Here is a 26,471-nt window from a genome sequence, read left to right on the forward strand (position 1 = left end):
AAAGCCACACCCCGCGTAGTTGGGGTGTGGCTTTTGTTTTTAAAGCACTGCAGTTGTGGACTGTGGAGCTTTAAAAGTGACGGCCGATGTGGGCTTCGTCGCGCATACGCTTGACCATGTGCGGGTAGTGCAGCTCGAACGCTGGGCGCTCGGAGCGGATTCGCGGCATGGTGGTGAAGTTGTGGCGTGGAGGAGGGCAAGAGGTTGCCCACTCCAGGGAGTTGCCGTAGCCCCATGGGTCATCCACGGTAACGACCTCACCGTAGCGGTAGGACTTGAACACGTTCCACAGGAATGGCAGTACGGAAACTGCCAGGGTCAGTGCGCCGATGGTGGATACCTGGTTGTAGATGGTGAAACCGTCGGTTTCCAGGTAGTCAGCGTAACGGCGTGGCATACCCAGGTTACCCACCCAGTGCTGGATGAGGAACGTGGTGTGGAAGCCGATGAAGGTCAACCAGAAGTGCAGCTTGCCCAGCTTCTCGTCCAGCATGCGGCCGGTCATCTTCGGGAACCAGAAGTAGATTCCGGCGAAGGATGCGAAGGCCACGGTTCCGAAGAGGGTGTAGTGGAAGTGAGCAACGATGAAGTAGGTATCCGAGATGTGGAAGTCCAGTGCTGGGGAGGCCATCATGATGCCGGTCAGTCCACCAAAGAGGAAGGTGGAGAAGAAGCCCAGGGAGAAGACCATTGGGGTTTCGAAGGTCAGGCGACCCTTCCACATGGTGCCGAGCCAGTTGAAGAACTTCAGGCCGGTTGGCACAGCGATCAGGTAGGTCATGAATCCGAAGAACGGAAGCATGACGGCGCCGGTCACGAACATGTGGTGTGCCCATACGGCCAAGGACAGTGCGGCGATGGACAAGGTTGCGAAGACCAAGCCCACGTAGCCGAACATTGGCTTGCGGGAGAACACTGGGAAGATCTCGGACACGATGCCGAAGAACGGCAGTGCGAGGATGTACACCTCAGGGTGGCCGAAGAACCAGAACAGGTGCTGCCAGAGGATGGCGCCACCGTTGGCGGTGTCATAGATCAGGCCGCCCAGCTTGCGGTCGTAGAGCACGCCCAGTGCAGCTGCGGTCAGCAGTGGGAAGATCAGCAGAACCAGGAGGGAGGTCACCAGGATGTTCCAGGTGAAGATTGGCATGCGGAACATGGTCATGCCCGGTGCACGAAGACACAGGATGGTGGTGATCATGTTCACTGCGGAGGCGATGGTGCCCACGCCACCGACACCCACGCCGAGGATCCAGAGGTCAGAGCCCACACCTGGGGAGTGCACTGGGTTAGCCAGTGGCTGGTACATGGTCCAACCGAAGTCTGCTGCGCCACCTGGGGTGAGGAAGCCGGTCAGCATGATGATGCCGCCGGCGGTGGTCAGCCAGAAGCCCAGGGCGTTCAGACGTGGGAATGCCACGTCCGGTGCGCCGATCTGCAGTGGCATCACGTAGTTCGCGAAGCCGAAGACCATGGGGGAACCGTACAGCAGCAACATGATGGTGCCGTGCATGGTGAACAGCTGGTTGAACTGCTCGTTTGATAGGAATTGAAGGCCTGGCTGGAACAGCTCCAGACGGATGAGCAGGGCCATGAGGCCACCGATCAGGAAGAAGCTGAAGGACATGATCAAGTACATGATGCCCAACTGCTTATGGTCCGTCGTGGTCAGCATCATCCAGGCTTTACTGCCCAGACGACCCTGCTCGTTGAGCGGCGCTGGCCGGCTCGGGGCGACCTCACGGCCTTCCCGTGGCGCTACAGCGGTCATTGACTCCTCCTGACTACGCAATGATGTGCTCGTCGTGCACACCATTCAATGTGTTTTCCTGTCCGCTGGCTGCGACAATCGTCAATAATCGCTGACAGTGGCTGGTAATAATCTCATGTTAATGCTTCGCGGTCGATATAAATAGTCCAACCACCTCGCGAAGCGTGGTTACACACATTTTGGGGGTGACTAAATTCGGACTTAAAAGTCCCAGTCATCGTCCGTGGTGTTCTCGGCCTTGCCGATCACATAGGAAGAACCGGATCCGGAGAAGAAGTCGTGATTCTCGTCACCACCGGGGTTCAGGGCGGACAAGATGGCCGGGGACACACGAGTCTCCTCTTCCGGGAACAGTCCTTCGTAGCCCAGGTTGTTCAGCGCCTTGTTGGCGTTGTAGCGCAGGAAGCGCTTCACATCCTCGGTCCACCCGAGCTCGTCATAGAGATCCTCGGTGTACTGCGCCTCATTGTCGTAGAGGTCAAACATCAGCTCGAAGGCGTGATCCTTGAGCTCCTGCTGGCGCTCCGGGGTCTCCTGCTCCAGCGCACGCTGATACTTGTAGCCGATGTAGTAACCGTGCACGGACTCATCGCGAATGATCAGGCGAATGATGTCCGCGGTGTTGGTCAGCTTGGCGTGGGAAGACCAGTACATGGGGAGGTAGAAACCGGAGTAGAACAGGAAGCTCTCCAGCAGCACGGAGGCGATCTTCCGCTTCATCGGATCATCACCCTCGTAGAAGTTGAGGATGATATCCGCCTTGGTCTGCAGCTTCTCGTTTTCCTCTGACCAGCGGAAGGCGTCGTTAGTCTCCGGCGTGCTGGCCAGGGTCATGAAGATGGAGGAATAAGACTTCGCATGCACGCTCTCCATGAAGGCGATGTTCGTGAACACGGCTTCCTCATGCATTGTGAGGGAATCTTCAATGAGCTTGACCGCGCCCACCGTGCCCTGGATGGTGTCCAGCATCGTCAGGCCGGTGAACACACGCATGGTGGTCTGGCGCTCAATGTCGTTGAGGGTGTGCCAGCTGGGCACATCGTTGGACAGGGGCACCTTTTCTGGCAGCCAGAAGTTGGCGGTCAGGCGATCCCAGACTTCCAAGTCTTTGTCGTCAGGGATGCTGTTCCAGTTGATTCCCGTGACCGGGGAGCCGGACTGGTGGTGCGCGGGCGACTTCGGAGCGGAGTTGCTCATGGGACCATTCCTCGTATTTCTACCGCGCTCAACTCAGAGGAGTTTGCGCAGTTCAAGCCATCTTTCACGATGAAAATGTTTAGGTTGGGCGAAAATTATCGCAACGTTGCCCAATGTTACCTGTTCGTGACCGTTGGGAAAACGGGGGCGGGGTCTTCTTTCTTTCCGACGCCACCTCTCCCCCAGTTAAGCCTATGAGCTTCAAGAAGACAGTTCCCCCATCCCACTCATAGCCTGCGTCTATGTTTGCCTAACCTGCCATTAGGCAAGGCTACTAATCCTAGCGCGAAGTCTGAAACACTACCTATACTTCGTGTCATGACTATTAACGAGACTTTTTCCGAGCAACTGAACCAACAAGTCAGCGCCGAGCACCAAGCGGCACTGATCTACACCCAGCTTGCGTACGAGCTGGATCGTATGAGCTTCCCCGGCATGCGCGACTGGATGTTCGCTCAGGCTGGCGAAGAGCGCGAGCACGCACAGAAGTTCGCCCAGCACCTGCTGGATCGTGGAGAGCGCGTTCTGCTCACCGATATTTCTGTCCCAGAGCTGAAGATCGATTCTCCTCAGGAAGCTTTCGAGGCCTCCCTGGCTCACGAGCAGAAGGTTTCTGAGATGATCCGCGAGCTCACCCGCACCGCAGACAAGGTCGGGGACATTGATTCCCGCTCCCTGCTGAACTGGTTCCTCGACGAGCAGATCGAAGAAGAAGCCACCGTTGGTGAGATCCTGGATCGCATCAAGATCACCGGCAACGATGGCTCCGGTCTCCTGCGCATCGATGCAGAGCTGGGCACCCGCGATCCTGAGTAAATAACTTCTCCGGAAACACCAAAGCCCGCCAACACCATTCTTGGTGTCGGCGGGCTTTTCCGCGTCTCGAGGGGCAACCCCCCCAAGGCACAAACCCCCGGGCGGGAGCTCGAGTCAGAGCGCCGGGCTCAAGCTCGAGTCAAAGCTAGAGCATGCAGCTCACGCAGCCCTCTACCTCAGTGCCCATCAGCGCGGTCTGGCGCAGACGGATGTAGTAGATGGTCTTGATGCCCTTGCGCCATGCGTAGATCTGCGCGCGGTTGATATCGCGCGTGGTGGCGGTGTCCTTGAAGAACAGCGTCAGGGAGAGTCCCTGGTCCACGTACTTGGTGGCTACCGCGTAGGTGTCGATGATCTTCTCGTAACCGATCTCATACGCATCCTGGTAGTAATCCAGGTTTTCGTTGGTCATGTACGGAGCTGGGTAGTACACACGACCAATCTTGCCCTCCTTGCGAATCTCGATCTTCGAGGCGATCGGGTGGATCGAGGACGTGGAGTTGTTGATGTAGGAGATCGATCCGGTGGGAGGAACTGCCTGCAGGTTGCGGTTGTACAGGCCGTGCTTCTGCACGGATGCGCGCAGCTCATCCCATGCCTGCTGGTCAGGGATCTGCACGGTGGAGTTCTGGAAAATCTCCTTGACCCGCTCAGTGGTGGGCTGGAAGTCCGCAACGTTGTAGCGATCGAAGAATTCCCCGGTGGCGTACTCGGAGTTTTCGAAGTTAGTGAACTTCTCTCCACGCTCTGCGGCGATCTTGTTGGAGGATTTGATGGCCTCGAACATCACGGCTGCGAAGTAGACGTTGGTGAAGTCCAGGGCTTCTTCTGATCCGTAGTGGATGTGCTCGCGGCCCAAGTAGCCGTGCAGGTTCATCTGACCCAGGCCGATGGCGTGGGAGTTGTTGTTTCCCTGGCGGATAGAAGGCACGGAATCGATGCTGGTCTGGTCAGCCACTGCGGTCAGGCCGCGGATGGCGGTATCGATAGTGCGGGAGAAGTCCTCGGAATCCATCGCGCGGGCGATGTTCATGGAGCCCAGGTTGCAGGAGATGTCATCGCCCACGGTGTCATAGGTCAGGTCGTCGTTAAATACGGACGGGGTGGAGACCTGCAGGATTTCCGAGCACAAGTTGGAGTGCGTGATGCGGCCTTCGATCGGGTTGGCCTTGTTCACGGTGTCCTCGAACATGATGTACGGGTAACCGGACTCGAACTGGATCTCTGCCAGGGTCTGGAAGAACTGGCGCGCGTTGATCTTCTTCTTGGAGATGCGTGGGTCTTCCACCATCTCTTCGTAGTGCTCGGTCACGGAAACATCCGCGAAAGGCTTGCCGTAGATGCGCTCCACGTCGTATGGGGAGAACAGGTACATGTCATCGTTGCGACGTGCCAGCTCAAAGGTGATATCCGGGATGACCACGCCCAGGGAGAGCGTCTTGATGCGGATCTTCTCATCTGCGTTCTCGCGCTTGGTATCCAGGAAGCGCAGGATATCTGGGTGGTGCGCGTGCAGGTACACCGCTCCGGCGCCCTGGCGGGCACCCAGCTGGTTGGCATAGCTGAAGGCATCTTCCAGCAGCTTCATCACGGGGATCACGCCGGAAGACTGGTTTTCGATGTGCTTAATCGGCGCACCGTGCTCGCGGATATTGGAGAGCAGCAGGGCCACACCGCCGCCGCGCTTGGAAAGCTGTAGCGCGGAGTTGATGGAGCGGCCGATGGACTCCATGTTGTCCTCAACACGCAGCAAGAAACAGGACACGGGCTCACCGCGTTGGGCTTTGCCGATGTTGAGGAAGGTAGGCGTCGCCGGCTGGAAACGACCATCGATGATTTCATCAACCAGGGCCTCAGCCAGGGTGCGATCGCCATCCGCCAGACCCAGCGCGACCATGGACACACGGTCCTCAAAGCGCTCGAGGTAACGGCGGCCATCAAAGGTCTTCAGGGTGTAAGAAGTGTAGTACTTGTACGCACCGAGGAAGCTCTGGAAGCGGAACTTCTTGGCATATGCGCGCTTGAACAGGGATTTCACGAAGGGGAAATCGTACTTTTCCAGCACGGCTGGATCGTAGTACTTGTTCTCCACGAGGTAATCGATCTTCTCTTCCAGGTCGTGGAAGTAGACCGTGTTCTGGTTGACGTGCTGCAGGAAGAACTGGTTCGCGGCCTCGCGGTCCTTCTCAAACTGGATGTGACCCTGCTCGTCATAGAGGTTGAGCATCGCGTTGAGCGCGTGGTAATCCATTTGTTCGGTCGGGCTCACGGGCTCCGCCACGGTTTTTCCTAATTCAGTGCTTGTCATCCCAGAATTCTCCTGCTTGTGTTTCATTTTTCGGCGCTTCGCCATGGTGGCGGGCCACGTCTGTCACGGGCATCTGTAGTTCTATCGAACCACGGGCTGTTCTATTTCATGTTACGGATTCCACCGTCCCTCGTGGCGGAGTTCGCTTTCAAACTGCTCTAACCCTTGCTTGATGAGCCGCAGGTCTTCGTCGTTTCCCATCAGCTCAAAGCGGTAGAGGTAAGGCACCTGGCATTTGGCCGCCACGATGTCTCCCGCCTTGCAGAAATCCGGGCCGAAGTTGAGGTTTCCCGCAGCGATCACCCCGCGCAGTAGCTCGCGATTGTGCTCGTTGTTGAGGAAGCGGATCACCTGTTTGGGCACCGGCCGGCTGAGATCGCCCACCATTCCCGCTCCCCCGCCGTAGGTGGGAACGATCAGCACGTGCGGCTCGTCCACCACCAGCTCCGGGTCTGCTTTCCGCAGCGGGATCCGTTTGTTCTTGATCCCGAGCTTTTGCACGAACCGGTGGGTATTTTCTGAGGTCGAGGAGAAGTATGTGATCAGCATGCGGATCATATCCTTTCCTGTTTCGAGAGCTTCTTTTCTTTCTTTTCGACGCCACCCCTGCCGCCTTCTACCCCATTCCCAGCGGCTACCAGTGGCGCCTCATGGGAAGTCCAGGTGAGGAAGCGCGGTACCAGCGCCATGGCGACCAGCGTGCCGAGAATCACCAGCACGCCTCCCCACGCCGTGACTGCACCCGCGGACATCGTGGTACCGGCGGATCCGTGGAGGATGTCTGCGATGCGGGGGCCGCCTGCCACAACCACGATGAACACTCCCTGCAGCCGACCGCGCATGGCATCCGTGGCACCCTCTTGCAGCATGGTGGAGCGCAGCACCGCGCTGAACATATCCGCAGCACCTCCCACGGCAAAGGCGAAGAAAGCGATGGCCGCCCACAGCCCGATGACACCCTGGGCTTGAGTTACGGCAAAACCCATCACCACGATCGCCGCGCCCCAGACCAGCACAGCGATGGTGACTCCCAGCCCTCGGCGGGGAATATTGGTGATGCGCCCGGAGAATATTCCGCCGAGCACAGCGCCGATGGGCAAGGCTGCGAACAGCAGGGCATACATCATTCCGCCCTCGGCTGGCTCGCCGAAGTCCACGTGAGACATCTGCGGGATCAGCGCGCGCGGCATGCCGAAGACCATGGCGATGATGTCCACCACGAAGGTCATGAGGATGATCGGCTGGGTAACCAGGAAGGCGAATCCCTGCAGCACAGAGGCCATGCCGGCGCGCTTGTTCGATGCGTCTTCCTCCTGCAAGTCCGTATCCGGACGCAGCGCGGGTAGCTTATGCACGGCCCACAGGGTGGCGAACAGCGCGAGGAAATCCAGGAAGTAGAGCCAGGAGAAACCCAGCAGGGGGATCAGCGCACCGCCCACCAATGGGCCCACGATTGCCCCTGCCTGCATGACAGTCATGTTCAGGCTGACGGCCGGGGCAATGTTCTCCTTGCCCACGAGCTTGGGAATGATGGTGGTTCGCGTGGGCTGGTTAATGGCGAAGAATGCCTGCTGCAGAGCAAACAGACTAAGGATCAACCACACATTGTTGATGCTGAACGCGGCTTGCAACCAAAATCCCGCTGCGGTGACGATCATGCCGATGGTGGTGATGTGCAGCAGGATTCGTCGATCCATCACGTCGGCCAGAGAGCCGCCATAGAGGCCGAAGATGATCAGCGGGACAAGGCCGAACAGGCCGGAAAGCCCCACGTAACCTGAGCTGCCGGTGATCACGTAGATCTGCGCGGGGACGGCGAGGATGTTCAGCTGTGCGCCAATGACCGTGACGATGTTCGCCACCCAGAGGCGGCGGAAGTCATCGTGCTTCAGCGGAGTGGTATCCGCCAGCAACGAGCGCACAGCCATGTTATCTACCTTCGTCCTGCAAAACTTTCGGCGCGCATGTACCTGACATATGCCCCGCAATCAAAAAACCAGCCGGCACGCGTTGACCGGCTGGAAATGTGCCCTCTCTCCGGAGAGGAACGGAGAGCTTTAAGCTGCAGCGGCGGTCAGCGCGCGGATGCGGTCTGGGCGGTAGCCGGACCAGTTCTCATCGCCGGCCACGATCACAGGAGCCTGCAGGTGACCCATTGCCATGACGTAATCGCGTGCTTCATCATCCAGGCTGATGTCCACCGTGTTGTACTCCAGTCCGGCCTTATCGAGGGCACGCTTGGTAGCGGTGCACTGGACGCAAGCTGGCTTGGTGTAAAGGGTGATCATGTTCTTCTTCTCCTAGAAAGACCCTGCTGATGGCGCGAGGTGTGTGGTGGTTTTCAAGTTTTTTTCGACGCAATCTCTCGCGTCAATTCCTCACGCCCTACAGCGTGTGTGACTTCCCTGAGATTACACACCTCCCACACCCCGCACAACCCACACAAACACAATATTTTGCGCAACTACACGCGCGTAAGCCCCATATATAGTGGTTTTTTGAGGGAAATCTGCAGGTGGTCAAATCTGCGACCACTAGATATTGCCCACCAAAAAACATTCTTGTAATTCTCCCGCGTGGATTCCACCTGGAACTTTCGCGCGGGCGGGAGAATTAAAGCGGGCGAGCGCTTCAGCTAGAAAACGAACTGCTCCAGGATCACTGCGGCGAAGCCCATGTACCAGGCCACCAGGATCAGCAGGGCTGGGCTGAAGATGCTGTGCGCCACGTCCTCCCCTGCCGCGCGACGCTTCTCCCTGGAGAGGTGAGCCACCACCATCACGAACAGCGCCAGCATGACTACCCACACCACCATGCAATACGGGCACAGCGCCACGATCTCGTAAACCGCCGCGTAGGCCAGGTAGTGGACGAACACCACACCCAGGCCCAACCCCACGGCAGTGGCGATCCAGATCCAGCGCGGCAGGCGGATTCCGCACGCCAGCACCACGGCAAGTGTCATCACCACTGGGAAGCCGATGATTCCCAGGAAGGGATTGGCGAAGCCGAAAGTGGAGGCTTGATCGGACTGCATCACATCGGTGCAGGAAATCACTTCGTTGAGGGTGCACGCGGGAGTGAAGCTGGAATCCAGCAACAGCTGGACCTTGTCATGCATGATCAGCGCGGAGAACGCGAGACCGATGGTGGCGAGCACCAGCATGGTCAGTGCGAATACTCGTGTGGCTGGAATGGTTTTCATGCTAGGGACTCCCGATCGTGAGATGCAAACTCTAGATGGGATCTTAGCCTACGCGCACAAAACCCCCTGCAGCTCTTAAGGGAGCAACAGGGGGTGAGGTGGCACTATGAGATCTGCGCGACCTGAAAGGGAATTAACCCTGGCGAGCCTTGAAGCGCGGATCCTTCTTGTTGATCACGAAGACCTTGCCGTGGCGACGCACAACCTGAGCGCCCGGCTTGTTCTTTAGCGACCGAAGGGATTTACGAACCTTCATTGGGCGCTCCTTTCTACTACGTCGGAAGTGCTGGTCAACGGCAGTTACACCGCAAGGTTCCAGCGGCTCGGCGGTACCTGACACGCACCGAGCACAAACACAAGAGGTAACTCTACCCAAGTTCCTCCAGTGAACAAAATGCGGTGTCCTGACGCGCGCTACCATCCGCGCTACCATCAAGGCATGACTTCCCTGCATTCCCGCATCGTCGCGGAACTTAATGTTCAGCCTTTTATTGTCCCAGCAGATGAGGCGGAACAGCGCATTGCGTTCATCGCTGATTATCTCAAGTCCACCGGCGCCCGCGCCTTGGTTTTGGGTATCTCCGGCGGGCAGGATTCCACGCTGGCTGGCAGGCTGTGCCAGCTCGCGGTGGAGCGCCTCAATGGTACGGAGGCGGATACCACCTCTGTCTCCCCTACCGTGGCCAATACGGCGCAGGACTCCCAGTACCGCTTCATTGCCGTGCGCCTTCCCTACGGCGTGCAGGCCGATGAAGACGATGCGCAGACTGCCCTGGAGTTCATCGAGCCCACCCAGAGCGTGGTGGTCAATATTAAGGACGCGGTGGATGCCTCCGCAGCCGCCACCGCGCGAGCACTCGGCATCGAAAAGGTCACGGACTTCAACAAGGGCAATATCAAGGCCAGGGAACGCATGGTGGCGCAGTACGCGATCGCTGGCGAGGTCGGCGGGCTCGTGGTGGGCACGGATCATGCCGCCGAAGCCGTGACGGGTTTTTACACCAAGCACGGGGATGGCGCCGCTGACCTCGTCCCCCTGGCCGGCCTGACCAAGAGCCAAGGCGCAGCCATCCTGGAGTACCTGGGTGCCCCGGAATCCACCTGGAAGAAGGTCCCCACCGCGGACCTCGAGGAGGATCGCCCAGCCTTGGCGGATGAAACGGCCTTGGGCGTGACCTACAGGGACATCGATGGCTACCTGCAAAGCACCGAGAATGGAGATGACATCTCCGCCGAGGCAGCAGCGCGGATCGAGCAGCTGTGGTTCCGCAGTCGTCACAAGCGCCACCTGCCAGTCACCCCAGCGAACGACTGGTGGCTGGAGACGCAGGAAGAATAGCTACTCGGAGGTGCTGACTTCTGGCGTCGACCCCAAAGCCTCCGCCGCGGCTAGTTCACGCTTGCGCTTGCGGGTCTGGCGTCGCTTCCATTCCTTGTAGGCCACCAACAGCAACACCAGCCCGATGAGGATCAGATCCAGGATCATCCACCAGCTGAGCACCGGCCGCCAGCCGTGGCCCTGCTGCGCGCTCGAATCATCGGGCAGACGCCCCGCGGTGACCAGCAAACGATCCGTATTGATGCCGTAGGGCGTACAGGTGATGAGAGTGATCTTGTCCTTGCCCTGCTCATAGGTTACGGCATCGTAATCCTCGGGCTTGACCACCTGCTGGCCCACCACGCCATAGCGCAGGTTCTTGCCCATGACCTCGATCTTCACCTCGTCGCCGTTTTTCAGGTTGCGGAGGTTATCGAACATCGAGGCATTCACCATGCCTGTGTGGGCTGAGATCACGGAGTTGGTGGCGTCGCCTCCCACGGGCAGATCACTGCCGTACATGTGGCCCGCACCGTGATACAGCACGGAGGGGTTGGTGGTGTGGAAGATCGGCAGATCAACGTGGATTTCCGGGATGGTAATGCGCGCGATCACGCCCTGAGTTTCCGGCGGGTTCAGCGTGTCCATGTAGCGCTGGAAATCCGGGTTCTGCTCGTTTGCCGGGCGCGCGTAGTGCCCTTCGGCTGCGAGATCAGCGTTGTACTGCTCCGCCTCCCGCAGGTACTGCGCCACGCGCTCATTGGGCTCGATGGACTGCACGTTGTCCGAGTACTGCTGCGCCTGCTTGTTCAGCTTGTAATCGTTGTACTGGGTGGCCACGATCGGGTACAGCAGAATAATCACCCCGAGGAAGATCCAGATCAGATCCCGGTTCTTCCTCGTCTTCTGGGTTTTCTTCGGTGCCTTTTTGGCCTTCGACGCCACCCGCTCCGCACTCCTCAACGTTTAGTTCTCATCTGCTTCCGACTCTTCAGCCCAATCCTCGGAGAGTTCCTCCTCGTCATCTTCATCCTTGGTGCGAAGGTAACGGTATACGCCATAGGCCACAGCGAGCAGTCCCAGCAGAATAAACAGCACCAGGGTCTGCATGCCGGTGTCTGGCAACATCCATCCGAGAGCCTGCTGCAGGCGGATAGCACCGAACTCATCGGTATCGGACACTGTTCCTTGAGCTGCGGTGGCGGAGACGGTCACGGCACCCTTGTAGCTGAAGTACTTGTCCTTCGGCTCGGTGATTTCCACATCGAAGGAGCATGTGTGCTCTCCCCCGCCTTGCAGCTCCACCGCGTTGATGGCGCAGAAGTCTGCAGGGATCACTCCATCTGCCCCGACCGTGAGCTTAGTCCCGGCAGCATTCGTGAGGGTGCGGCCGGATAGGGACTCATCCTTGATGTGGAAGGCGGAGAGGTTCATGCCTCCGTTGTTCTTGATCTTGTAGGTCATGTGCATCGAAGTGGCATCATCCGCCAGAACCACGGTGTCAAAGAGTGCGGAACCCACGGCCCCGATTGGTGAGCCATCGATGGTTTTTTCCACGTCAATGCTCGGGAAGCGGTTGACAGCAGCGACGGTCCACGCGGAGCCACCGTTCGAGGTATCGCCCGCCGAGGTCACTGGCAACACAGTAAAGGAGATGCTGCGTCCATTTTCCGCATTGGGGTGGTCAGGGTCCGCACCAGCGTTATTGACCTGGACGTCCGTGATCCGCTCACCGGAGGATTTCACATCCAGAACGGAGTTCACATCGAGTTGGCTACGGTAATCCTTATAACCGGGAGACTGAGTATCCACCCCGTGCACCCATGGATCGGGTGCCCCGAATTCCGGCAGACGTTCGTTGTATTCCCTGGCCGATTGCAGCATCGCATCTCGCTCTCGCGTATCCATCTCGGAAACTTCTTGAGAGTAGCGTTCCGCGATTTGGTGCTGTTCTTCGTTCTTATAGTGGGTAAGCCCCACGGGGGTCAGGAGAACCAGCATCCCGAGAACGATGTAGATAACCGACCTGGGGTTTGTCTTCTTCTTTTTTTTCGACGTCACCGCTGAGTTTGTCCCCACTCCATTCGCACTGTGCCCGCGGGATGCTGGGCTGTGCTTGGTGTGACGTCCAACCATGGCGTCGACCTTTCTCTTACTCACATCTGAGAGAAGAGTCTTCTCGCAGATGCTTGCCCTGTGGGGGCTGTATTAGGCAGTTGCCTTGCTATCCCGGTAGCTGGTGTACAGGCCGCGTGCCAGCAGGGCCAGGCCGATGAGGAAGATCAGACCAATTCCCCATGCACCGGTGGCGGGCAGCTGTCCGAGGATGGAATCCTTGTGGTTTTCCACGTTGGCGGTCAGGGTGCGGGCAGTCGTATCAACGCTGACCGGCTGTGGCTCTGGGTTACGGACGTAAGTATCTGGAGCCTTGGTTTCCACGACACAGTAGGTGTTCACCTGAGAACCGGCAGATCCGGAGTTGGACAAGAGGGGAATTCCGTAGCCATTGGCAACTGCTGCGGTGTCTCCAGTGTTGGTATCGACGGTAGCGATCGTCGTAGCCACGTCACCTGTAGCTGCGGTTGCACCAGTTGCCATGTTGAGAGCGCCGCTCTGCACGGTCCACTTGCCGGCATTCTGTACACACTGGTACAGCTGGAACTCTGCTCCAGCGAGGTTTCCGGCTTCAGAACTCGTCTTATTGATGGTCAAGTTACCGAACAGGGTGTTGGTAGCCGACCCATCGACATCTGTATCAATGCGACCGCCATTGGGAAGTTCAACAACCGCAGTGTTAGTGATGCTGCCACTGGTAGGAATGGACACTACCTGGGCTTGGAATTTCACAACGACCTGCAGTTTTGCGTTGGTCTTGCGGGCATTCTCCAGAGCGGTTAAGCCGGAGTCGGTGAAGTTCACACGCAGGGTGTTTGCGTCGTACGTGATGGTGTAATCGGCAGGAGTCAGAGTAACGCCTTCACCTTCTCACCTGCGGAAATATCTGCTTCAATCGCATCTCCGGGTGTTTAAATTTCCGCATTGGGCGCTCCCTCCAACAACGCTGGCTCAGCTACTGGAGGAGTCGCTGGCGTGAGGAAGGGCTCCGCATCGGTAGCTGCCGATAATTGCAGGAAAGCATTGTGAGCGGCATATCGATCAATGACGTCGTCAATAATCTGTTGCTGTGTCAGCCCCATCAAGTCATAACCCTCAGATCCCGTTTGACTGAACACCTCCAACCGGAAGTAGGTATCCCCCTGCTGCACTTGGCGGCCACCGTAAGTTTGGCAAAAGCCATCTACTGAGTCCCCGCAGCTCACAAACAAAAAACTCGGGCCCTCACTATCCTTAGATAATGAAAGCCCGAGAAGATAAATCTCAGAAATCAATCTGTGGAGCTAAGGGGACTCGAACCCCTGACCCCCACACTGCCAGTGTGGTGCGCTACCAGCTGCGCCATAGCCCCGAGCAATTATCGCCCCAGCTCATCAACCGGAAACCGGTTGACACTCAAGCGGTGTCTTGAACGTTCTTTTAAGCTACATGAACGGCTGTTTCCCAAACAAATCGCCAGTTCAGCGCCGTATCTCACGGGCCGAACTGGCGAGAGTTAAAAGCAGGGCTAGAGAACTAGCAAAGGGTTACTTCACTACCTCAGGAACCCAGGAAACTGGCTTGCGGTCTTCACCCATCTTGATCTGGAACTGCTTGCCATCAACAAACACCACTGGGGAAGAAACAGAACCGATGCGCTTAGTCAGGTCATCCGCGTTGGCCTTCGTCACGTCAAGCGCCTTGTCCTGCACTTCGCCGTTCTTGATGGATTCCACCACGGAATCATCCAGGCCGTAACCCTTCACAGAGTTCGCGAAGTCCTCGTACTCCCAGCTGCGTGCCACGGTGGCCTGGTTCTCCATGTAGTAGTTGTGCGCGTTCCAGAAAGCCTTGGCATTGCCGGTATCTGCCAGTGCCAGAGCCACAGCTGCGCCTCGGGTGGAGGAGCCAGGGTTGCCATCATCCAGGAAGTTCAGGAAGTTGAAACGGATCTTCACCTTGCCCTCGTTGAGAGCCTTGTAGGAATCTTCCTTGTCCGCTTTCACCAGATCAGCACAGTGAGGGCAAGAGAAGTCCTCGAAGATCTCCACCGTGGGAGCATCGTCCTTCACGTCTTTGGAAGCCAACACCACAGAGTTATCTTCGCGCGAGACCGTGAAGTTCACGTCCTGCTGCGGCATTTCCTCGGCGAGCTTGTCAGAACCGTTGTTCTTGTAGACAAACAGTCCGATCACTACAGCGGCAATCGCAAGGATGGCGACGATGACCCAAAGGAATCCATTGCCACCTTTGGAATTTGGCGCTTTAATCTTCTGGCTCACTGACGCGAATCCTTTCCCGGAGGGCTAGTTGAGAAGTTCTGATCTTCCGTTCCAACTGCACGGTTTGCGCAATAACACAAAGATCAACAAGCACCTACCCTAATGCGAAAGCTGATTCACCTCTAGTCTCTGGGTGCAAAAAGCGTCAATTGCCAGCGAGTTCCTAACTCAGAACGTGGTCGATCACAGATTGCGCTTCCTGCAGAACCTGATCCACGTGTTCTTGACCCTTGAAGGACTCCGCGTAGATCTTGTACTTGTCCTCCGTGCCGGAAGGGCGAGCCGCGAACCAGGCGCTCTCGGTGGTTACCTTCAACCCGCCGATGGCTGCCCCATTGCCCGGAGCTTCGGTGAGAATCGCGGTGATCTCCTCCCCCGCCAACTCGCTGGCGCTCACATCAGATGCGCTGAGCTTCTTCAAGGTTTCGCGCTGTTCCCTATCCGCCGGCGCGTCGATACGGGAATACGTGGGCGCGCCATAGCGCTCAGTCAGTTCCACATAGCGCTGAGAAGGAGACTTGCCCGTCACCGCCAAAATCTCGCTGGCCAGCAGGTTCGCAATGATTCCATCCTTATCGGTGGACCAGACCGTGCCATCCATCCGCAGGAAGGACGCACCGGCGGATTCCTCACCGCCGAAGCCCACGGAACCATCCACCAGCCCCGGCACGAACCACTTGAAGCCCACGGGAACTTCCATCAGCTCGCGGCCCAGTCCCTGCACCACGCGGTCAATCATCGTGGAGCTCACCAGGGTCTTGCCCACTGCCGCAGAAGCCGGCCAGTTCTTCCGGTGAGAGAACAAGTAGTCAACCGCCACCGCGAGGTAATGGTTCGGGTTCATCAAACCAGCATCTGGGGTGACGATCCCGTGGCGGTCAGAGTCGGCGTCGTTACCCGTCGCAATGTCATAGACACTGGCCTCCTGCCCGGCCACCGCATTGACCAACGACGCCATCGCCGCAGGCGAAGAACAATCCATGCGGATCTTCCCATCGGAATCCAAGGTCATGAATCCAAAAGCGGGATCCACCGCATCGTTCACCACGGTCAGGTCCAGATTGTGCACCTCGGCGATCCGTCCCCAGTACGCCACGGACGCGCCACCCATGGGGTCCGCACCAATGCGCACGCCGGCTTCGCGGATGGCTGCCAGGTCCACTACCTCTGGGAGTGCGTCCACGTAAGCGCGTAAATAGTCGTGCTTCTCAATACCTTCCGTGGAGCTGCTCCTGTTTACCCCGGCGAGCCCCGCATCCAAGTAAGCGTTGGCCTTTTCCGCGATCCAATTGGTGGCCGTGGAATCTGCTGGGCCGCCGCTCGGAGGGTTGTACTTGAATCCGCCGTCCCGGGGAGGGTTGTGGGATGGGGTGATCACGATGCCATCAGCGCGCGCGGAGCTGTTGCCGGTGGGGCCACCGTCCGCCTTTTTGTTGTGCTCCAAGATCGCGAAGGAAATGGCAGGGGTGGGGACGAACCCATCCTCGGCATCCACGAAAGTGTGCACGCGATTGGCAGCTAGCACCTCCAGCGCGGTGTGCAGTGCTGGCTCAGAAAGCGCGTGCGGATCCCTGCCGATGTACAACGGGCCCTCAATGCCCTGTTCCCGGCGGTAATCCACGATGGCCTGCGTGGTGGCCAGGATGTGCGCTTCGTTGAAGGCGCCGTCGAAAGAACTGCCGCGGTGACCGGAGGTGCCGAAGGTGACGCGCTGGTTGGCGTCGGAAAGATCCGGCTGGATGTTCGTGTACGCATCCAGGAGGGCAGGAATGTCGGTGAGGTCCTCAGGGCGAGCGGGCTGGCCGGCGCGTGCGTGCATGGTGGGCTCCTTGGGAGGGTGTGCGCGGGAAATGACAGTGCGTTGGGTGAATCTCCACCTTCCAGATTGCCCTAAATCCGCCGAGCTGGCTGGGTAAACCAGAACCCCCCGGTGGTTAATCCGGAGGTTAATTCGCCCATTCTTCACAGAGATTTCACAGCGACTTGTATATTTCTCCCATGACTGACGTTTCATTTGCTGAAAGACTCAACGAGAAACTCAGCGCCATCGACTCGATTGTGTGGGGCCCGTACCTGCTCATCCCCCTGTTGCTTGGCACTGGCCTCTTCTTGACCATCCGCCTCGCCGGAATCCAGTTCCGCTACCTCGGAGTAGCACTGCGCCACGGTTTGATCGACCGCGATGACGAAGGCGGCGAGGGCGATATTTCCCAATATCAGGCCCTGACCACCGCACTCGCCGCCACTGTTGGCGTGGGCAACATCGTGGGCGTGGCCACCGCCATTGGCGTGGGCGGGCCCGGCGCGTTGTTCTGGATGTGGGTCACCGGCCTGGTGGGCATGGCCTCCAAGTACAGCGAGGCGTTCCTCGGCGTGCGTTTCCGCACCCGCGATTCCCGCGGCAACATCAACGGCGGGCCACAGTACTACCTGGCTGCCGGACTCCCCGGAGGTTTCGGCAAGTTCCTGGCTTGGTTCTTCACCATCGCGGCGATCATCGCCTCCTTCGGCATCGGCAACCTCACCCAGGCCAACGCGGTCTCCACCGGCCTCGAAGACACCTTCAATATTGAACCGTGGATCAGCGGCGTGGTGATGTTTGTCTTCGTCGGCGCGGTCCTGCTGGGCGGAGTCCACGCGATTGGCCGCGTCACCAGCGCGTTCGTCCCCCTGATGATCATCATTTACCTGGTGGGCGGCTTCGTCGTCCTTGGCATGCACGTCACCGAAATTCCGGCGGCGCTGGGATTGATTTTTGGCGACGCCTTCACCGGCACCGCAGCAGTAGGCGGATTCCTGGGCTCTGCCATCATCATTGCTTTGCAGATGGGTGTGGCTCGCGGCATCTTCTCCAATGAATCCGGCATGGGCTCGGCAGCCATCGCGGCAGCCGCCGCGAAAACCACTCACCCGGTTCGCCAGGGCCTGGTGTCCATGACTCAGACGTTCATCGACACCCTCATCGTGGTGAGCATGACTGGTTTGGTCATCGTCACAACTGGCGCATGGAAGGAAGGAAAGGATGCGGCTGGCACGATGACCTCAACCGCGTTCTCCCAGGGAATCGGTAGCCAATGGGGTGGGACGATCGTGTCCGTCTCCATCGTGTTCTTCGCGTTCTCCACCATCTTGGGCTGGTCCTACTATGGCGAGCGCAACGCGGAGCGTGCTCTGGGCTCCTGGGCTTCCCTGCCCTACCGCATGATCTTCACCTGCGTGGTGTTCGTGGGTGCGACCACGGAACTGGAGCTGGCATGGACTTTCGCAGACCTGGCCAATGGCCTGATGGCACTGCCTAACCTCATCGGCCTGATCCTGCTGTCCGGCCTGGTGGTCCGCGAGACCAAGGCCTACCTCAAGTTTGACCCCACTCTGCGCGCTCGCCCGGATGACATCCAGCAGTTCATGGTGGAGACGAAGAATCCCTGGCGTAGCTAGGATTCGCGCTTAAAGTGCACGCTTAAAGTGCACAGGAAAACGAGACCTCGAGGTCTCGTTTTTCGTTTGTGTCATCATTCGTGGCCAGCGCCTTCACCGCGTAACCATCACCGGTTCCTTCCACGCTGGCAGCTGCCTTATCCGCGTCATCTGCCTCCCACTCTTCACCGGCCAGTTCCAGCTCCAGGGAATCGAGGCGAAGGCTTTCCTCCTCGATATCGATATCCAGTTCATTATCGGAACCACGAGTGCCGGCTTCGTACTCGATCTGCGGGCGGCCATCGTCTTCCCCACGCGCGCAGCGGGATTCAGCAAACGCAGTGTTATCTACCGGCTGGCCATTCAACGTGATGACTGGCTTTTCCGCGCTGTTACCCGCAGCGCTCGGGGAGCTGCTGGCGGATTCGGCGGATGATGCACCGTCATCATCGGTATTTTCAGACGGCTGAGCAGAGGCAGTCTCAGTAACCGTGGTCTGTGTGGAGTTATCGTCACCAGGCGTGGTGTCTTCTGCACCACAGGCAGCGAGGCTCGCCGCCAAGAGTGGGGTTGCAACCAGTAGTGCGGCGGACCGGGAAACAGTTCGATTCTTCAACATGTTCCCCACCCTAACTACAAGGTGAGCTGAGAATCAAAGGCCATGGTTCGCTTAGGTGGCAGCTTGAAGTAGCCCAGTGGCTGGGCCTGGTTCCGGTAGAGGAAGAAGAAAATGCGCTTGCGCCACGGGGACATTTCCCTGCTCTCCCCCTGCACCAAGCTCATCTTCGAGGTGAAGAAGTACGGCTTTTCGGAAATGGTCAGCCCTGCTTCCTTCATGCCCGGGATGATGGACTGCAGGTTGGGGAATTCGAAGAAGCCAAAGCGGGCAGTCACCCACCAGATATTCGGATCCGCAGATTCCCGATCCACCGTGATGCGCTGATCCTCGGACACCCGCGGCCAGGAGGTGGTGAGGATGCTGAGCACGATAACACGCTCGTGAATCATCTTGTTGAAGCGGATATTCGTCTCGAGCGCCATGGGCGGAGTATCCGGATTGAGGTGGAGGTACACCGCGGTTCCGGGGAGCACCGTGATTCTCTGCTCCCGAACTCTCTCGAAGAAGCGATCCCAATCTTCGGTGATTTCCCGGCGTCGATTAAAGAGCATCCGCATACCCTGCCGCCAGGTGATCATGAGGAACACGATGACGATGGCAATGGTCAGAGGAATCCAACCGCCATGGAAAAGTTTGACGGCGTTTGCGGTGAAGAACAGGATCTCGAACGTGCCGAAGGCCACGGCGGCCAGCACCAGTTTCCACACGGCCCAATGACGCACGATGCGGGCGTAAATGAGGAACAAGCACGTGCTCATGAGGAACGTGCCCGTCACCGCGAGGCCGTAGGCGGTGGCTAGGCGCTCGGAGGAGCGGAAGATGAGCAGCAAGGCCACCACGCCCACGAAGAGCAGCCAGTTGATCACTGGGATATAGATCTGCCCGCGCTCCACGCTGGAGGTCTGACGGATGGTGAGACGCGGCAGCAGGCCTAGGTTCTGCGCCTGCTTGGAGACGGAAAACGCACCAGAGATGACCGCCTGGGAGGCGATGACCGTGGCCACCGTAGCCGTGAGCACCAGGGGAAGCTGCGCCCACGATGGAGCCATGAGGAAGAACGGGTTGGATTTAGCTTCTGGCGTGTTGATGAGCAGCGCTGCCTGGCCCAGGTAGTTCAGGACCAGCGAGGGGAACACCATGAAGATCCACGCGCGGCGGATCGGGGATTTTCCGAAATGGCCCATGTCCGCATACAGCGCTTCCGCGCCGGTGACGGCGAGGACGATGGATCCGAAAGCCACGAACGCGATGGCTGGCTCCCCCAGGATGAACTTCAGAGCAAAGTGCGGCGAGAGAGCGAACAACACGCCAGGGTGCTGCGCGATCTGCGCGATGCCGAGCAGGGCCAGGATCGAGAACCACAGCACCATGATGGGGCCAAACGCCCTGCCCACCGTGCCTGTGCCGAAACGCTGCGCGGAGAACAACACCACGATGATGGCCACGCCCAATGGAACCACCAGGTGCTCCAAGCTGGGGTTGACCACCCCGATGCCTTCGATGGCTGACATCACAGAGATGGCCGGGGTGATCACGGAATCACCGTAGAAAAGGCTGGCAGCGATGGCTCCCAGCATCAGGGCGATGAGCCGCCAACGGCGGGCGGAGGAGCTCAGCGAGCGCTCCACCAGTGCAGTGAGCGCCAGGGTGCCGCCTTCACCGCCGTTGTCCGCGCGCAGGATGAGCGCCACATACTTGATGGTCACGATGACCAGCAACGCCCAGAAGATGGTGGAAACCACCCCGTAGATATTGTCCCGGGTAGTTTCCACTAACCCGTGGTCCAAGGCGAAGATGGATTGCATCGAATACAGGGGGCTGGTGCCGATATCACCAAACACCACACCTAGCGCGGAAACCACAAGCGCTAGCGTGGCAGAACGTGTCTTATTCACGGACGGAAACTCTACGCCGATCTAGATTTAAAGTCACTCACTCATTCCCCGGAACAAATTCGGGGTTACCGGGGGCTGCGAACGTGCATATCCCCGCAATATTTATGCGTGGTGAGCTGCTGCGTTCGGGTGGTTTTTGGTGGAGCGGCGGGCCACCACCGTGATGCCGACCATCCACACTGCCGTGGCGATCAGCCCGATCCGGGTCTCGGCCTCAATGCTCAAGATCACCACCATGCAGGCCAGGAAAGCCAGGACGAGCCATGCACCCACTGCTCCGCCAGGGGACTTGAACGTCGATTTCTGATGGGCCTCAGGGTTCTGCTTGAGGTGGCGCAAGTACGCCACCAGGATGAACGCCCAAGTCACCATGAACAGGGTTGCGGACATCGCGGTCACCATGGTGAACGCTCCCAGGACGGAATCCCCTGCCAACAGGAGAACGATCGAGGTGAGCAGCAGGACACAGGAGAGGAACAAGGCGTTCAGCGGAACCCGGCGGCGCGAGAGCACGCCGAACAGTTCCGGAGCGCTGCCTTGATGGGCCAGTCCCCAGAGCATGCGTGACGTCGAATAAATACCCGAGTTTGCCGACGACGCCGCCGAGGACAGCACGACGATGTTCACCACGGTGGCCGCGGCTCCCAATCCCGTGAGTGCGAACATGGTGACGAAAGGAGACTTCTCTGGATCGATCTGATTCCACGGAGTCACCATCATGATGGCTGCCAGGGCAAGCACGTAGAACAACATGATGCGGACCGGGATGGAGTTGATGGCCTTGGGCAGGGTGACCTCGGGATCCTTGGTTTCCGCCACCGTGGTGCCGACCAGCTCGATGCCGGAGAAGGCAAAGATGGCCAAGGGGAAGGCAGCGATGAAACCAGACACGCCGTGGGGGAACATGCCCTCGTGATTCCACAGGTTGGACACGGATGCAGCAGTACCGGCCTCATTGATCTGGCCGCGGAAGACCATCCAAATGCCCACGATAATCAGGGAAACGATCGCCAGGATCTTGACGAGGGCAAACCAGAATTCGATCTCTCCGAACGCCTTCACCGTCATGGCATTGAGGGTGATCAGAAGCATCACGGTGAGCACCACGGGAATCCACGCGGGAATATCCGCCCACCAGAAACGCGAGTACCCCACGATGGCCACCATGTCCGCGACTCCCGTGACCACCCAGGTGAGCCAGTACGACCAGCCGACCACAAACCCGGCCCAGGGGCCGATCAGCTGCGTGGCGAGATCGGCGAAGGAACCCGAGGTATTGGCCAGCAGGAGCTCACCCATTGCCCGCATGAAGACGAACAGTGCCGCACCAATCAAGAGGTAGACGAACAGGATGGCCGGCCCGGCGGTAGCGATGGTCTTGCCCGAGCCCATGAACAGACCGGTTCCGATGGCGCCACCAATGGCGATCAGCTGGATGTGGCGGTTTTGCAGGCTGCGTTCGAGGTGCTGATCCGCCATGCCGAGGCTGCCCTCGATTCCGGAAACGGGTCGCGCCACTGATGTGGCTGCGGTCCCCGAACGGTCTGATCCCTGGTTAGGGTGCGGAGTATTCGCCATGAGTCTCTCCCAGCTCTGTGCCCGCCACCATCAATTAGCTTCATGAACGAGCATCATTAACGAGAACGAGCAGACGTAAATTAAGACAGCGAGAATGCTACCCTCGCCCTCACCAATCCTTTGCTAACGCTCTACCCTGCGGGAACCACCGAATGGGGGTATGTGGTGCATCACAATCGGTAAGCGAAAGTAGCGCGGCACTCTCCCCTGGAGGTGCATTCTCACCTGTCTTCTCCCGTGTTCCACTACGCTAATCTGCATGGGCGACGCAGTTTCTTCAGACACATACACTCCTAAGCAGCGCACGCGATACCGCCAGCGACTGCTCAACGATCTCGAAGTTTTCGATCGGATTCTTCAGACCGCCGACTTTATCGACGAAGGCACCATCGGCCTGGAGCTTGAGCTCAACCTGGTCGACGATCAAATGCAGCCCAGCCGCACCGGTGAAGCTGTACTGGCTGAACTCTCCGATGAATACCAGTCTGAGATCGGCTCCTTCAACGTGGAGCTCAACCTGCCGCCCCACACCATTCATGGTGATGGCCTCAGCCAGCTGCAGAACGAATTGAGCAAGCGGTTGGACACGGTCAAAAAGGCCGCGAACAAGGCGGATTCCAGCGTGGCGATGATCGGCACTCTGCCCTCGCTCACCACGGAATTCCTGAGCGACCCCGCATGGATGACCCGGGAGAACCGCTACCGCGCATTGAGCAATTCGGTGATCGAGGCCCGCGGTGAACTGGTGCGCATCGATATCGCCCGCGATGAGCACTATGACCACGAGTTTGATGACATCGCCCCTGAATCCGCCTGTACCTCCATGCAGCTGCACTTGCAGGTAGCGCCCAACCGGTTCGCGGATGCGTGGAATGCCTCGCAGGCCATCGCCGGTATCCAGGCTGCTGCCGGTGCGAACTCTCCCCTTTTTGCTGGCCATCAGCTCTGGCACGAGTCCCGCGTACCACTGTTCTATCAGGCCATCGATACCCGCACGAATGAGCTGGTCAACCAGGGCGTGCGCCCGCGCGTGTGGTTTGGCGAGCGTTGGATCACCAGCGTTTTCGACTTGTTTGAAGAAAACGTGCGCTACTTCTCTCCCCTGCTTCCCGAGGATCGCTCGGATTCGGGAACTCCTATTCTCGACGGCGATAACCCCGCTCTGCACTACCTCAACCTGCAAAACGGCACCATCTGGCGCTGGAACCGGCCAATTTACGATCCAGGTACGGAACAGCCCCACATTCGTATCGAGAACCGCTTGCTCCCCGCTGGTCCCACCCCGGTGGACATCGTGGCAGATGCGGCGTTCTACTACGGCTTGGTGAAGTACTTGAGTAATCAGGCCCGCCCGGTCTGGTCCCGTCTGCCGTTCTCCGATGCGCACGATAACTTCAACGCAGGTGCTCGCGATGGCCTGAACGCGGAGATGGTCTGGCCCACCCTGGGACACATTCCGGTGACCAAGCTGATCTCCGAGTACCTGCTGGATCAGGCCCGCGAAGGCCTCGAAGTGTTGGAAGTGGACGGCCAGCTGATCGATAAGTACCTCGGCATCATCGAGGGCCGCATGACCAACCACCAAAATGGTGCAACTTGGCAGATCGCGGCACTCCGTCAGGCTGGTGGCGACCTGACCGCTCCGGAATCCGAAGAGCGCCGGGAGGCCATCGCCAAGGTTCTGCAGCGTTACCTGGAGCTGCAAGAAACGGGTGAACCCGTGCACACGTGGCCAACGAGTATGCAGTAATCAACAACTGCGTTCGGTGACCCGCTGGCAACGCGGCGTCAGACATGAAAAATCCCCCCATCTGCGCGAATGCAAGTGGGGGGGTTCTTCTTGTGGAGCCGCCGGGAATTGAACCCGGGTCCTTCGCGACGTTGCCAGGGCTTCTCCGTGCGCAGTCCGCAGTTATCTCTACTCGGCCCTCCGGATCTTGCGAACCAGTCCGGATGATGAGCCCAGTTGCTCTAAAGTTTCCCGAACGGCCCGAGCAACCCGGCCGTACGGTAAGTCTCTTTAGTCGTTGCCGGTTGCTAGGTCAGAGACAAACCTAGGCCGACAGACACGCGGTCGCTGCTTAGGCAGCGAGGGCGTAGTCGCGCTGAGTGTTCTCGGCGCTTATAGGGTTGCGTCGACGCTTACGGTGGTCGATCGCCTTCACCGGCACGCTTCCCCTGGCTCAGTTCGCGAAGTCGAAACCAAATCGACCCCGTGTACTCCCTGCCGTGGAAACGCTAGTAACCAGCAGGAAAGTTCACACTACTCTTTTTCTTTTTCCGACGCCACTTCCCTCTCCTCAAGCTGTTCCATCCGCGCTGCGAAGAGTCTCGCCAGGTTTTCCCGCTCTGTTCGCAGCTTGGCTTCCCTGGATTTTTTACCCCGTTGGACCGTGGAAATGCCGATGGCCAGTCCCAGGACGATGGGCACCCAGACCTTGGGGTATTCCAGCGCCATCTCCACGATCCAGGGCATGTCCCACTGCGGGAGCTGCCAGTCTGGCCAGGGGATTTGTGGGAGGTTGATATCCGGCCACGGGATGCTGGGGAGGTTCACCTCTGGCCAGGGGATGTTGATATCGAAATCCGGGATGAACTGGGCGAGCCAGCGGAAGATCGGTTCAAGAAGTTTGCCGATCAGCGGCATCCCGATGAGGATGAACAGCGCCCATCCGGCTTGGCCAAAGCCAGCGATGAGTGGGTAGAACCATCGCTTGAAGGGGCTTTCCTCCATGGCTTTGAGCCGCTTTGCACCCCGTGAACCCGGCGGAGCATCCATCTCCATCGGCAATCCACTGGTATGGATGACCAGCTCGCGGATCCACGAGTTCAGCAGACCCGTTTCCATCTTCAGATACGGCTTGACCAGGGCGATTTCGCGATGAAAGCCCTCTTTGTCCTTCTCCCCTGTTTTCAGCAGTTTTTGCTCGGAGTGAGTGGCAGTTGGATCCGTGGCGGAGTGCGCATTCTTGGAGACATTGGAGTCTTTGGGATCTGCTTTCTCCAGCGAGATCTTCACTGCCTCCAAGGTCTTACGGCGGGCAATCACTTGCCCGTTCACGCGCACCAAGTAGGGATGGTTGCCCAGATAGAAATCCACCTTGCCCTCAAGTTGCGAGGTGGGCTTATCCGCTTTGGACGCTGCACTGTCCTTTTCCGCGGATGGGTCTGCAGGGAAATCGGGATCTATTCCCTTGAGCTCCTGAAAGGTGCCAGTGAACACTTCCACCAATCCCACTTTGGGATGTCGGGCGTGCCAACACTCCATGCCTAGGCTCCTCCTTCAGAGACTTCAGTTGCTGCAATTGTGCTTCCCTACTGCACACTACTTGCATACAACCAGCGCGGAAACCTACCAAAGGATGATTTGCTGCATCCCCTGCAAGCCCAATTAAGCGTTGATGCCCTTGATACGACGACCCAGCTCGCGGGTCACTTCACGCTCCTCGGTGCGGCGCTTAATGTCTTGGCGCTTATCGTATTCCTGCTTACCGCGCGCCAGAGCCAGTTCTACTTTCAGCCGACCGCTGACGAAATAAAGCTGGAGAGGAACCAGGGTGGAATTACCGTCCCGCACCTTGCCCATGAGGGAATCGATCTCTCCGCGGTGCAGGAGCAGCTTTCGAGTTCGACGAGGTGAGTGGTTGGTCCAGTTGCCCATCGAGTACTCCGGGATATGCAAACCACGCAGCCAAACTTCACCGTCATCGATGGTGGCGTAGGCGTCGACCAAACTCGCCTTACCCTCGCGCAGCGCCTTGACCTCAGTGCCCACCAAGACCACGCCGCATTCGTAGGTATCGACGATGGAGTAATCGTGACGAGCCTTGCGATTGCTGGCCACGACTAATGGGCCGGCGCCCTTAGCGGCTCCGGCCGAGCCCTTTTTCTTGGACTTTCCCTTCGAGTTTCCGGACTCCACCGGGATGCTCTTTTTCGCCATGATTCCGACAGCCTAGCAGCTCCCCATG

Annotated in this window: 23 protein-coding genes, 1 tRNA gene and 1 other RNA gene; 4 read left to right on the forward strand and 21 right to left on the reverse strand. The window is 58.7% G+C overall.

Annotation, left to right across the window (positions count from 1 at the left end; translation table 11 throughout):
* Nucleotides 1-70 precede the first annotated feature (70 nt).
* Both ctaD and nrdF read right to left on the reverse strand, forming a co-directional pair.
* Nucleotides 71-1,771: an aa3-type cytochrome oxidase subunit I gene (ctaD, locus tag IRY30_RS07965; protein WP_194556876.1), complete on the reverse strand. Its 1,701-nt coding sequence runs from the start codon at nt 1,769-1,771 to the stop codon at nt 71-73.
* A 201-nt stretch (nt 1,772-1,972) separates the two neighbouring features.
* Nucleotides 1,973-2,968 (reverse strand): class 1b ribonucleoside-diphosphate reductase subunit beta, encoded by a 996-nt coding sequence (nrdF, locus tag IRY30_RS07970; protein ID WP_194556877.1) that lies wholly within the window; start codon nt 2,966-2,968, stop codon nt 1,973-1,975.
* A gap of 318 nt (nt 2,969-3,286) precedes the next feature.
* Here nrdF and IRY30_RS07975 point away from each other — a divergent pair, with 318 nt between their 5' ends.
* A complete protein-coding gene (locus IRY30_RS07975) occupies nt 3,287-3,784 on the forward strand; it encodes a ferritin (protein WP_194556878.1) in 498 nt (165 codons plus the stop codon).
* Between the two features lie 145 nt (nt 3,785-3,929).
* Here the strand turns inward: IRY30_RS07975 and nrdE are convergent, their stop codons facing one another.
* The 6 genes from nrdE to ykgO form a co-directional block, all read right to left on the reverse strand.
* Nucleotides 3,930-6,092 carry a class 1b ribonucleoside-diphosphate reductase subunit alpha gene (nrdE, locus tag IRY30_RS07980; RefSeq protein ID WP_194556879.1) on the reverse strand — a complete coding sequence of 721 codons (2,163 nt, stop codon included), beginning with the start codon at nt 6,090-6,092 and terminating at the stop codon, nt 3,930-3,932.
* Between the two features lie 111 nt (nt 6,093-6,203).
* Complete coding sequence (gene nrdI / locus IRY30_RS07985; protein WP_194556880.1) at nt 6,204-6,641, reverse strand: class Ib ribonucleoside-diphosphate reductase assembly flavoprotein NrdI; 438 nt, start codon at nt 6,639-6,641, stop codon at nt 6,204-6,206.
* A gap of 5 nt (nt 6,642-6,646) precedes the next feature.
* The gene (locus tag IRY30_RS07990; protein ID WP_194556881.1) at nt 6,647-8,020 is read right to left on the reverse strand and encodes an MFS transporter; all 1,374 of its coding nucleotides are present in this window, start codon (nt 8,018-8,020) and stop codon (nt 6,647-6,649) included.
* A 129-nt stretch (nt 8,021-8,149) separates the two neighbouring features.
* Nucleotides 8,150-8,380, reverse strand: a complete 231-nt coding sequence (nrdH, locus tag IRY30_RS07995; protein ID WP_194556882.1) for a glutaredoxin-like protein NrdH — start codon at nt 8,378-8,380, stop codon at nt 8,150-8,152.
* Nucleotides 8,381-8,727: 347 nt separating this feature from the next.
* The gene (locus IRY30_RS08000; RefSeq protein ID WP_228503151.1) at nt 8,728-9,297 is read right to left on the reverse strand and encodes a vitamin K epoxide reductase family protein; all 570 of its coding nucleotides are present in this window, start codon (nt 9,295-9,297) and stop codon (nt 8,728-8,730) included.
* A 133-nt stretch (nt 9,298-9,430) separates the two neighbouring features.
* Entirely contained in the window at nt 9,431-9,553 is a 123-nt protein-coding gene (gene ykgO, locus IRY30_RS08005; protein ID WP_012732041.1) for a type B 50S ribosomal protein L36, read from the reverse strand.
* A 183-nt stretch (nt 9,554-9,736) separates the two neighbouring features.
* On the opposite strand from ykgO, the gene nadE reads away from it, so the two are divergent.
* Nucleotides 9,737-10,636 (forward strand): ammonia-dependent NAD(+) synthetase, encoded by a 900-nt coding sequence (gene nadE / locus IRY30_RS08010; protein WP_194556883.1) that lies wholly within the window; start codon nt 9,737-9,739, stop codon nt 10,634-10,636.
* Here the strand turns inward: nadE and IRY30_RS08015 are convergent, their stop codons facing one another.
* From IRY30_RS08015 to pgm, 7 genes are all read right to left on the reverse strand, one after another.
* Entirely contained in the window at nt 10,637-11,560 is a 924-nt protein-coding gene (locus IRY30_RS08015; protein ID WP_194556884.1) for a class C sortase, read from the reverse strand.
* 21 nt (nt 11,561-11,581) lie between these two features.
* Nucleotides 11,582-12,676, reverse strand: a complete 1,095-nt coding sequence (locus IRY30_RS08020) for a hypothetical protein (RefSeq protein ID WP_194556885.1) — start codon at nt 12,674-12,676, stop codon at nt 11,582-11,584.
* Nucleotides 12,677-12,823: 147 nt separating this feature from the next.
* Nucleotides 12,824-13,582, reverse strand: a complete 759-nt coding sequence (locus IRY30_RS08025) for a SpaH/EbpB family LPXTG-anchored major pilin (RefSeq protein ID WP_194556993.1) — start codon at nt 13,580-13,582, stop codon at nt 12,824-12,826.
* Between the two features lie 59 nt (nt 13,583-13,641).
* A complete protein-coding gene (locus IRY30_RS08030) occupies nt 13,642-14,004 on the reverse strand; it encodes a hypothetical protein (protein WP_194556886.1) in 363 nt (120 codons plus the stop codon).
* Nucleotides 14,005-14,008: 4 nt separating this feature from the next.
* Nucleotides 14,009-14,081 (reverse strand) — tRNA-Ala (locus IRY30_RS08035).
* A 175-nt stretch (nt 14,082-14,256) separates the two neighbouring features.
* Nucleotides 14,257-14,991 (reverse strand): DsbA family protein, encoded by a 735-nt coding sequence (locus IRY30_RS08040; protein ID WP_194556887.1) that lies wholly within the window; start codon nt 14,989-14,991, stop codon nt 14,257-14,259.
* Between the two features lie 163 nt (nt 14,992-15,154).
* Nucleotides 15,155-16,810, reverse strand: a complete 1,656-nt coding sequence (pgm, locus tag IRY30_RS08045) for a phosphoglucomutase (alpha-D-glucose-1,6-bisphosphate-dependent) (protein WP_194556888.1) — start codon at nt 16,808-16,810, stop codon at nt 15,155-15,157.
* 179 nt (nt 16,811-16,989) lie between these two features.
* On the opposite strand from pgm, the gene IRY30_RS08050 reads away from it, so the two are divergent.
* Nucleotides 16,990-18,429: an alanine/glycine:cation symporter family protein gene (locus tag IRY30_RS08050; protein WP_194556889.1), complete on the forward strand. Its 1,440-nt coding sequence runs from the start codon at nt 16,990-16,992 to the stop codon at nt 18,427-18,429.
* 22 nt (nt 18,430-18,451) lie between these two features.
* Here IRY30_RS08050 and IRY30_RS08055 read toward each other — a convergent pair whose 3' ends face one another.
* From IRY30_RS08055 to IRY30_RS08065, 3 genes are all read right to left on the reverse strand, one after another.
* Entirely contained in the window at nt 18,452-19,027 is a 576-nt protein-coding gene (locus IRY30_RS08055; RefSeq protein ID WP_194556890.1) for a hypothetical protein, read from the reverse strand.
* A 14-nt stretch (nt 19,028-19,041) separates the two neighbouring features.
* Complete coding sequence (locus IRY30_RS08060; protein WP_309824545.1) at nt 19,042-20,922, reverse strand: potassium transporter Kup; 1,881 nt, start codon at nt 20,920-20,922, stop codon at nt 19,042-19,044.
* A 102-nt stretch (nt 20,923-21,024) separates the two neighbouring features.
* Nucleotides 21,025-22,500, reverse strand: coding sequence for an amino acid permease (locus IRY30_RS08065; RefSeq protein WP_228503154.1), 1,476 nt, complete (start codon nt 22,498-22,500; stop codon nt 21,025-21,027).
* Nucleotides 22,501-22,759: 259 nt separating this feature from the next.
* Here IRY30_RS08065 and IRY30_RS08070 point away from each other — a divergent pair, with 259 nt between their 5' ends.
* Nucleotides 22,760-24,250, forward strand: a complete 1,491-nt coding sequence (locus tag IRY30_RS08070) for a glutamate--cysteine ligase family protein (protein WP_194556891.1) — start codon at nt 22,760-22,762, stop codon at nt 24,248-24,250.
* Between the two features lie 90 nt (nt 24,251-24,340).
* Here IRY30_RS08070 and ssrA read toward each other — a convergent pair.
* From ssrA to smpB, 3 genes are all read right to left on the reverse strand, one after another.
* Nucleotides 24,341-24,715, reverse strand: a transfer-messenger RNA (tmRNA) gene (gene ssrA, locus IRY30_RS08075).
* A 48-nt stretch (nt 24,716-24,763) separates the two neighbouring features.
* Nucleotides 24,764-25,768 carry a hypothetical protein gene (locus tag IRY30_RS08080; protein ID WP_194556892.1) on the reverse strand — a complete coding sequence of 335 codons (1,005 nt, stop codon included), beginning with the start codon at nt 25,766-25,768 and terminating at the stop codon, nt 24,764-24,766.
* Between the two features lie 123 nt (nt 25,769-25,891).
* Nucleotides 25,892-26,443, reverse strand: a complete 552-nt coding sequence (gene smpB, locus IRY30_RS08085; RefSeq protein ID WP_194556893.1) for an SsrA-binding protein SmpB — start codon at nt 26,441-26,443, stop codon at nt 25,892-25,894.
* Between the last annotated feature and the right edge of the window lie 28 nt (nt 26,444-26,471).

Origin of the sequence: Corynebacterium suicordis DSM 45110 (assembly GCF_015351405.1) — a bacterium.
GTDB classification, from domain to species: domain Bacteria; phylum Actinomycetota; class Actinomycetes; order Mycobacteriales; family Mycobacteriaceae; genus Corynebacterium; species Corynebacterium suicordis.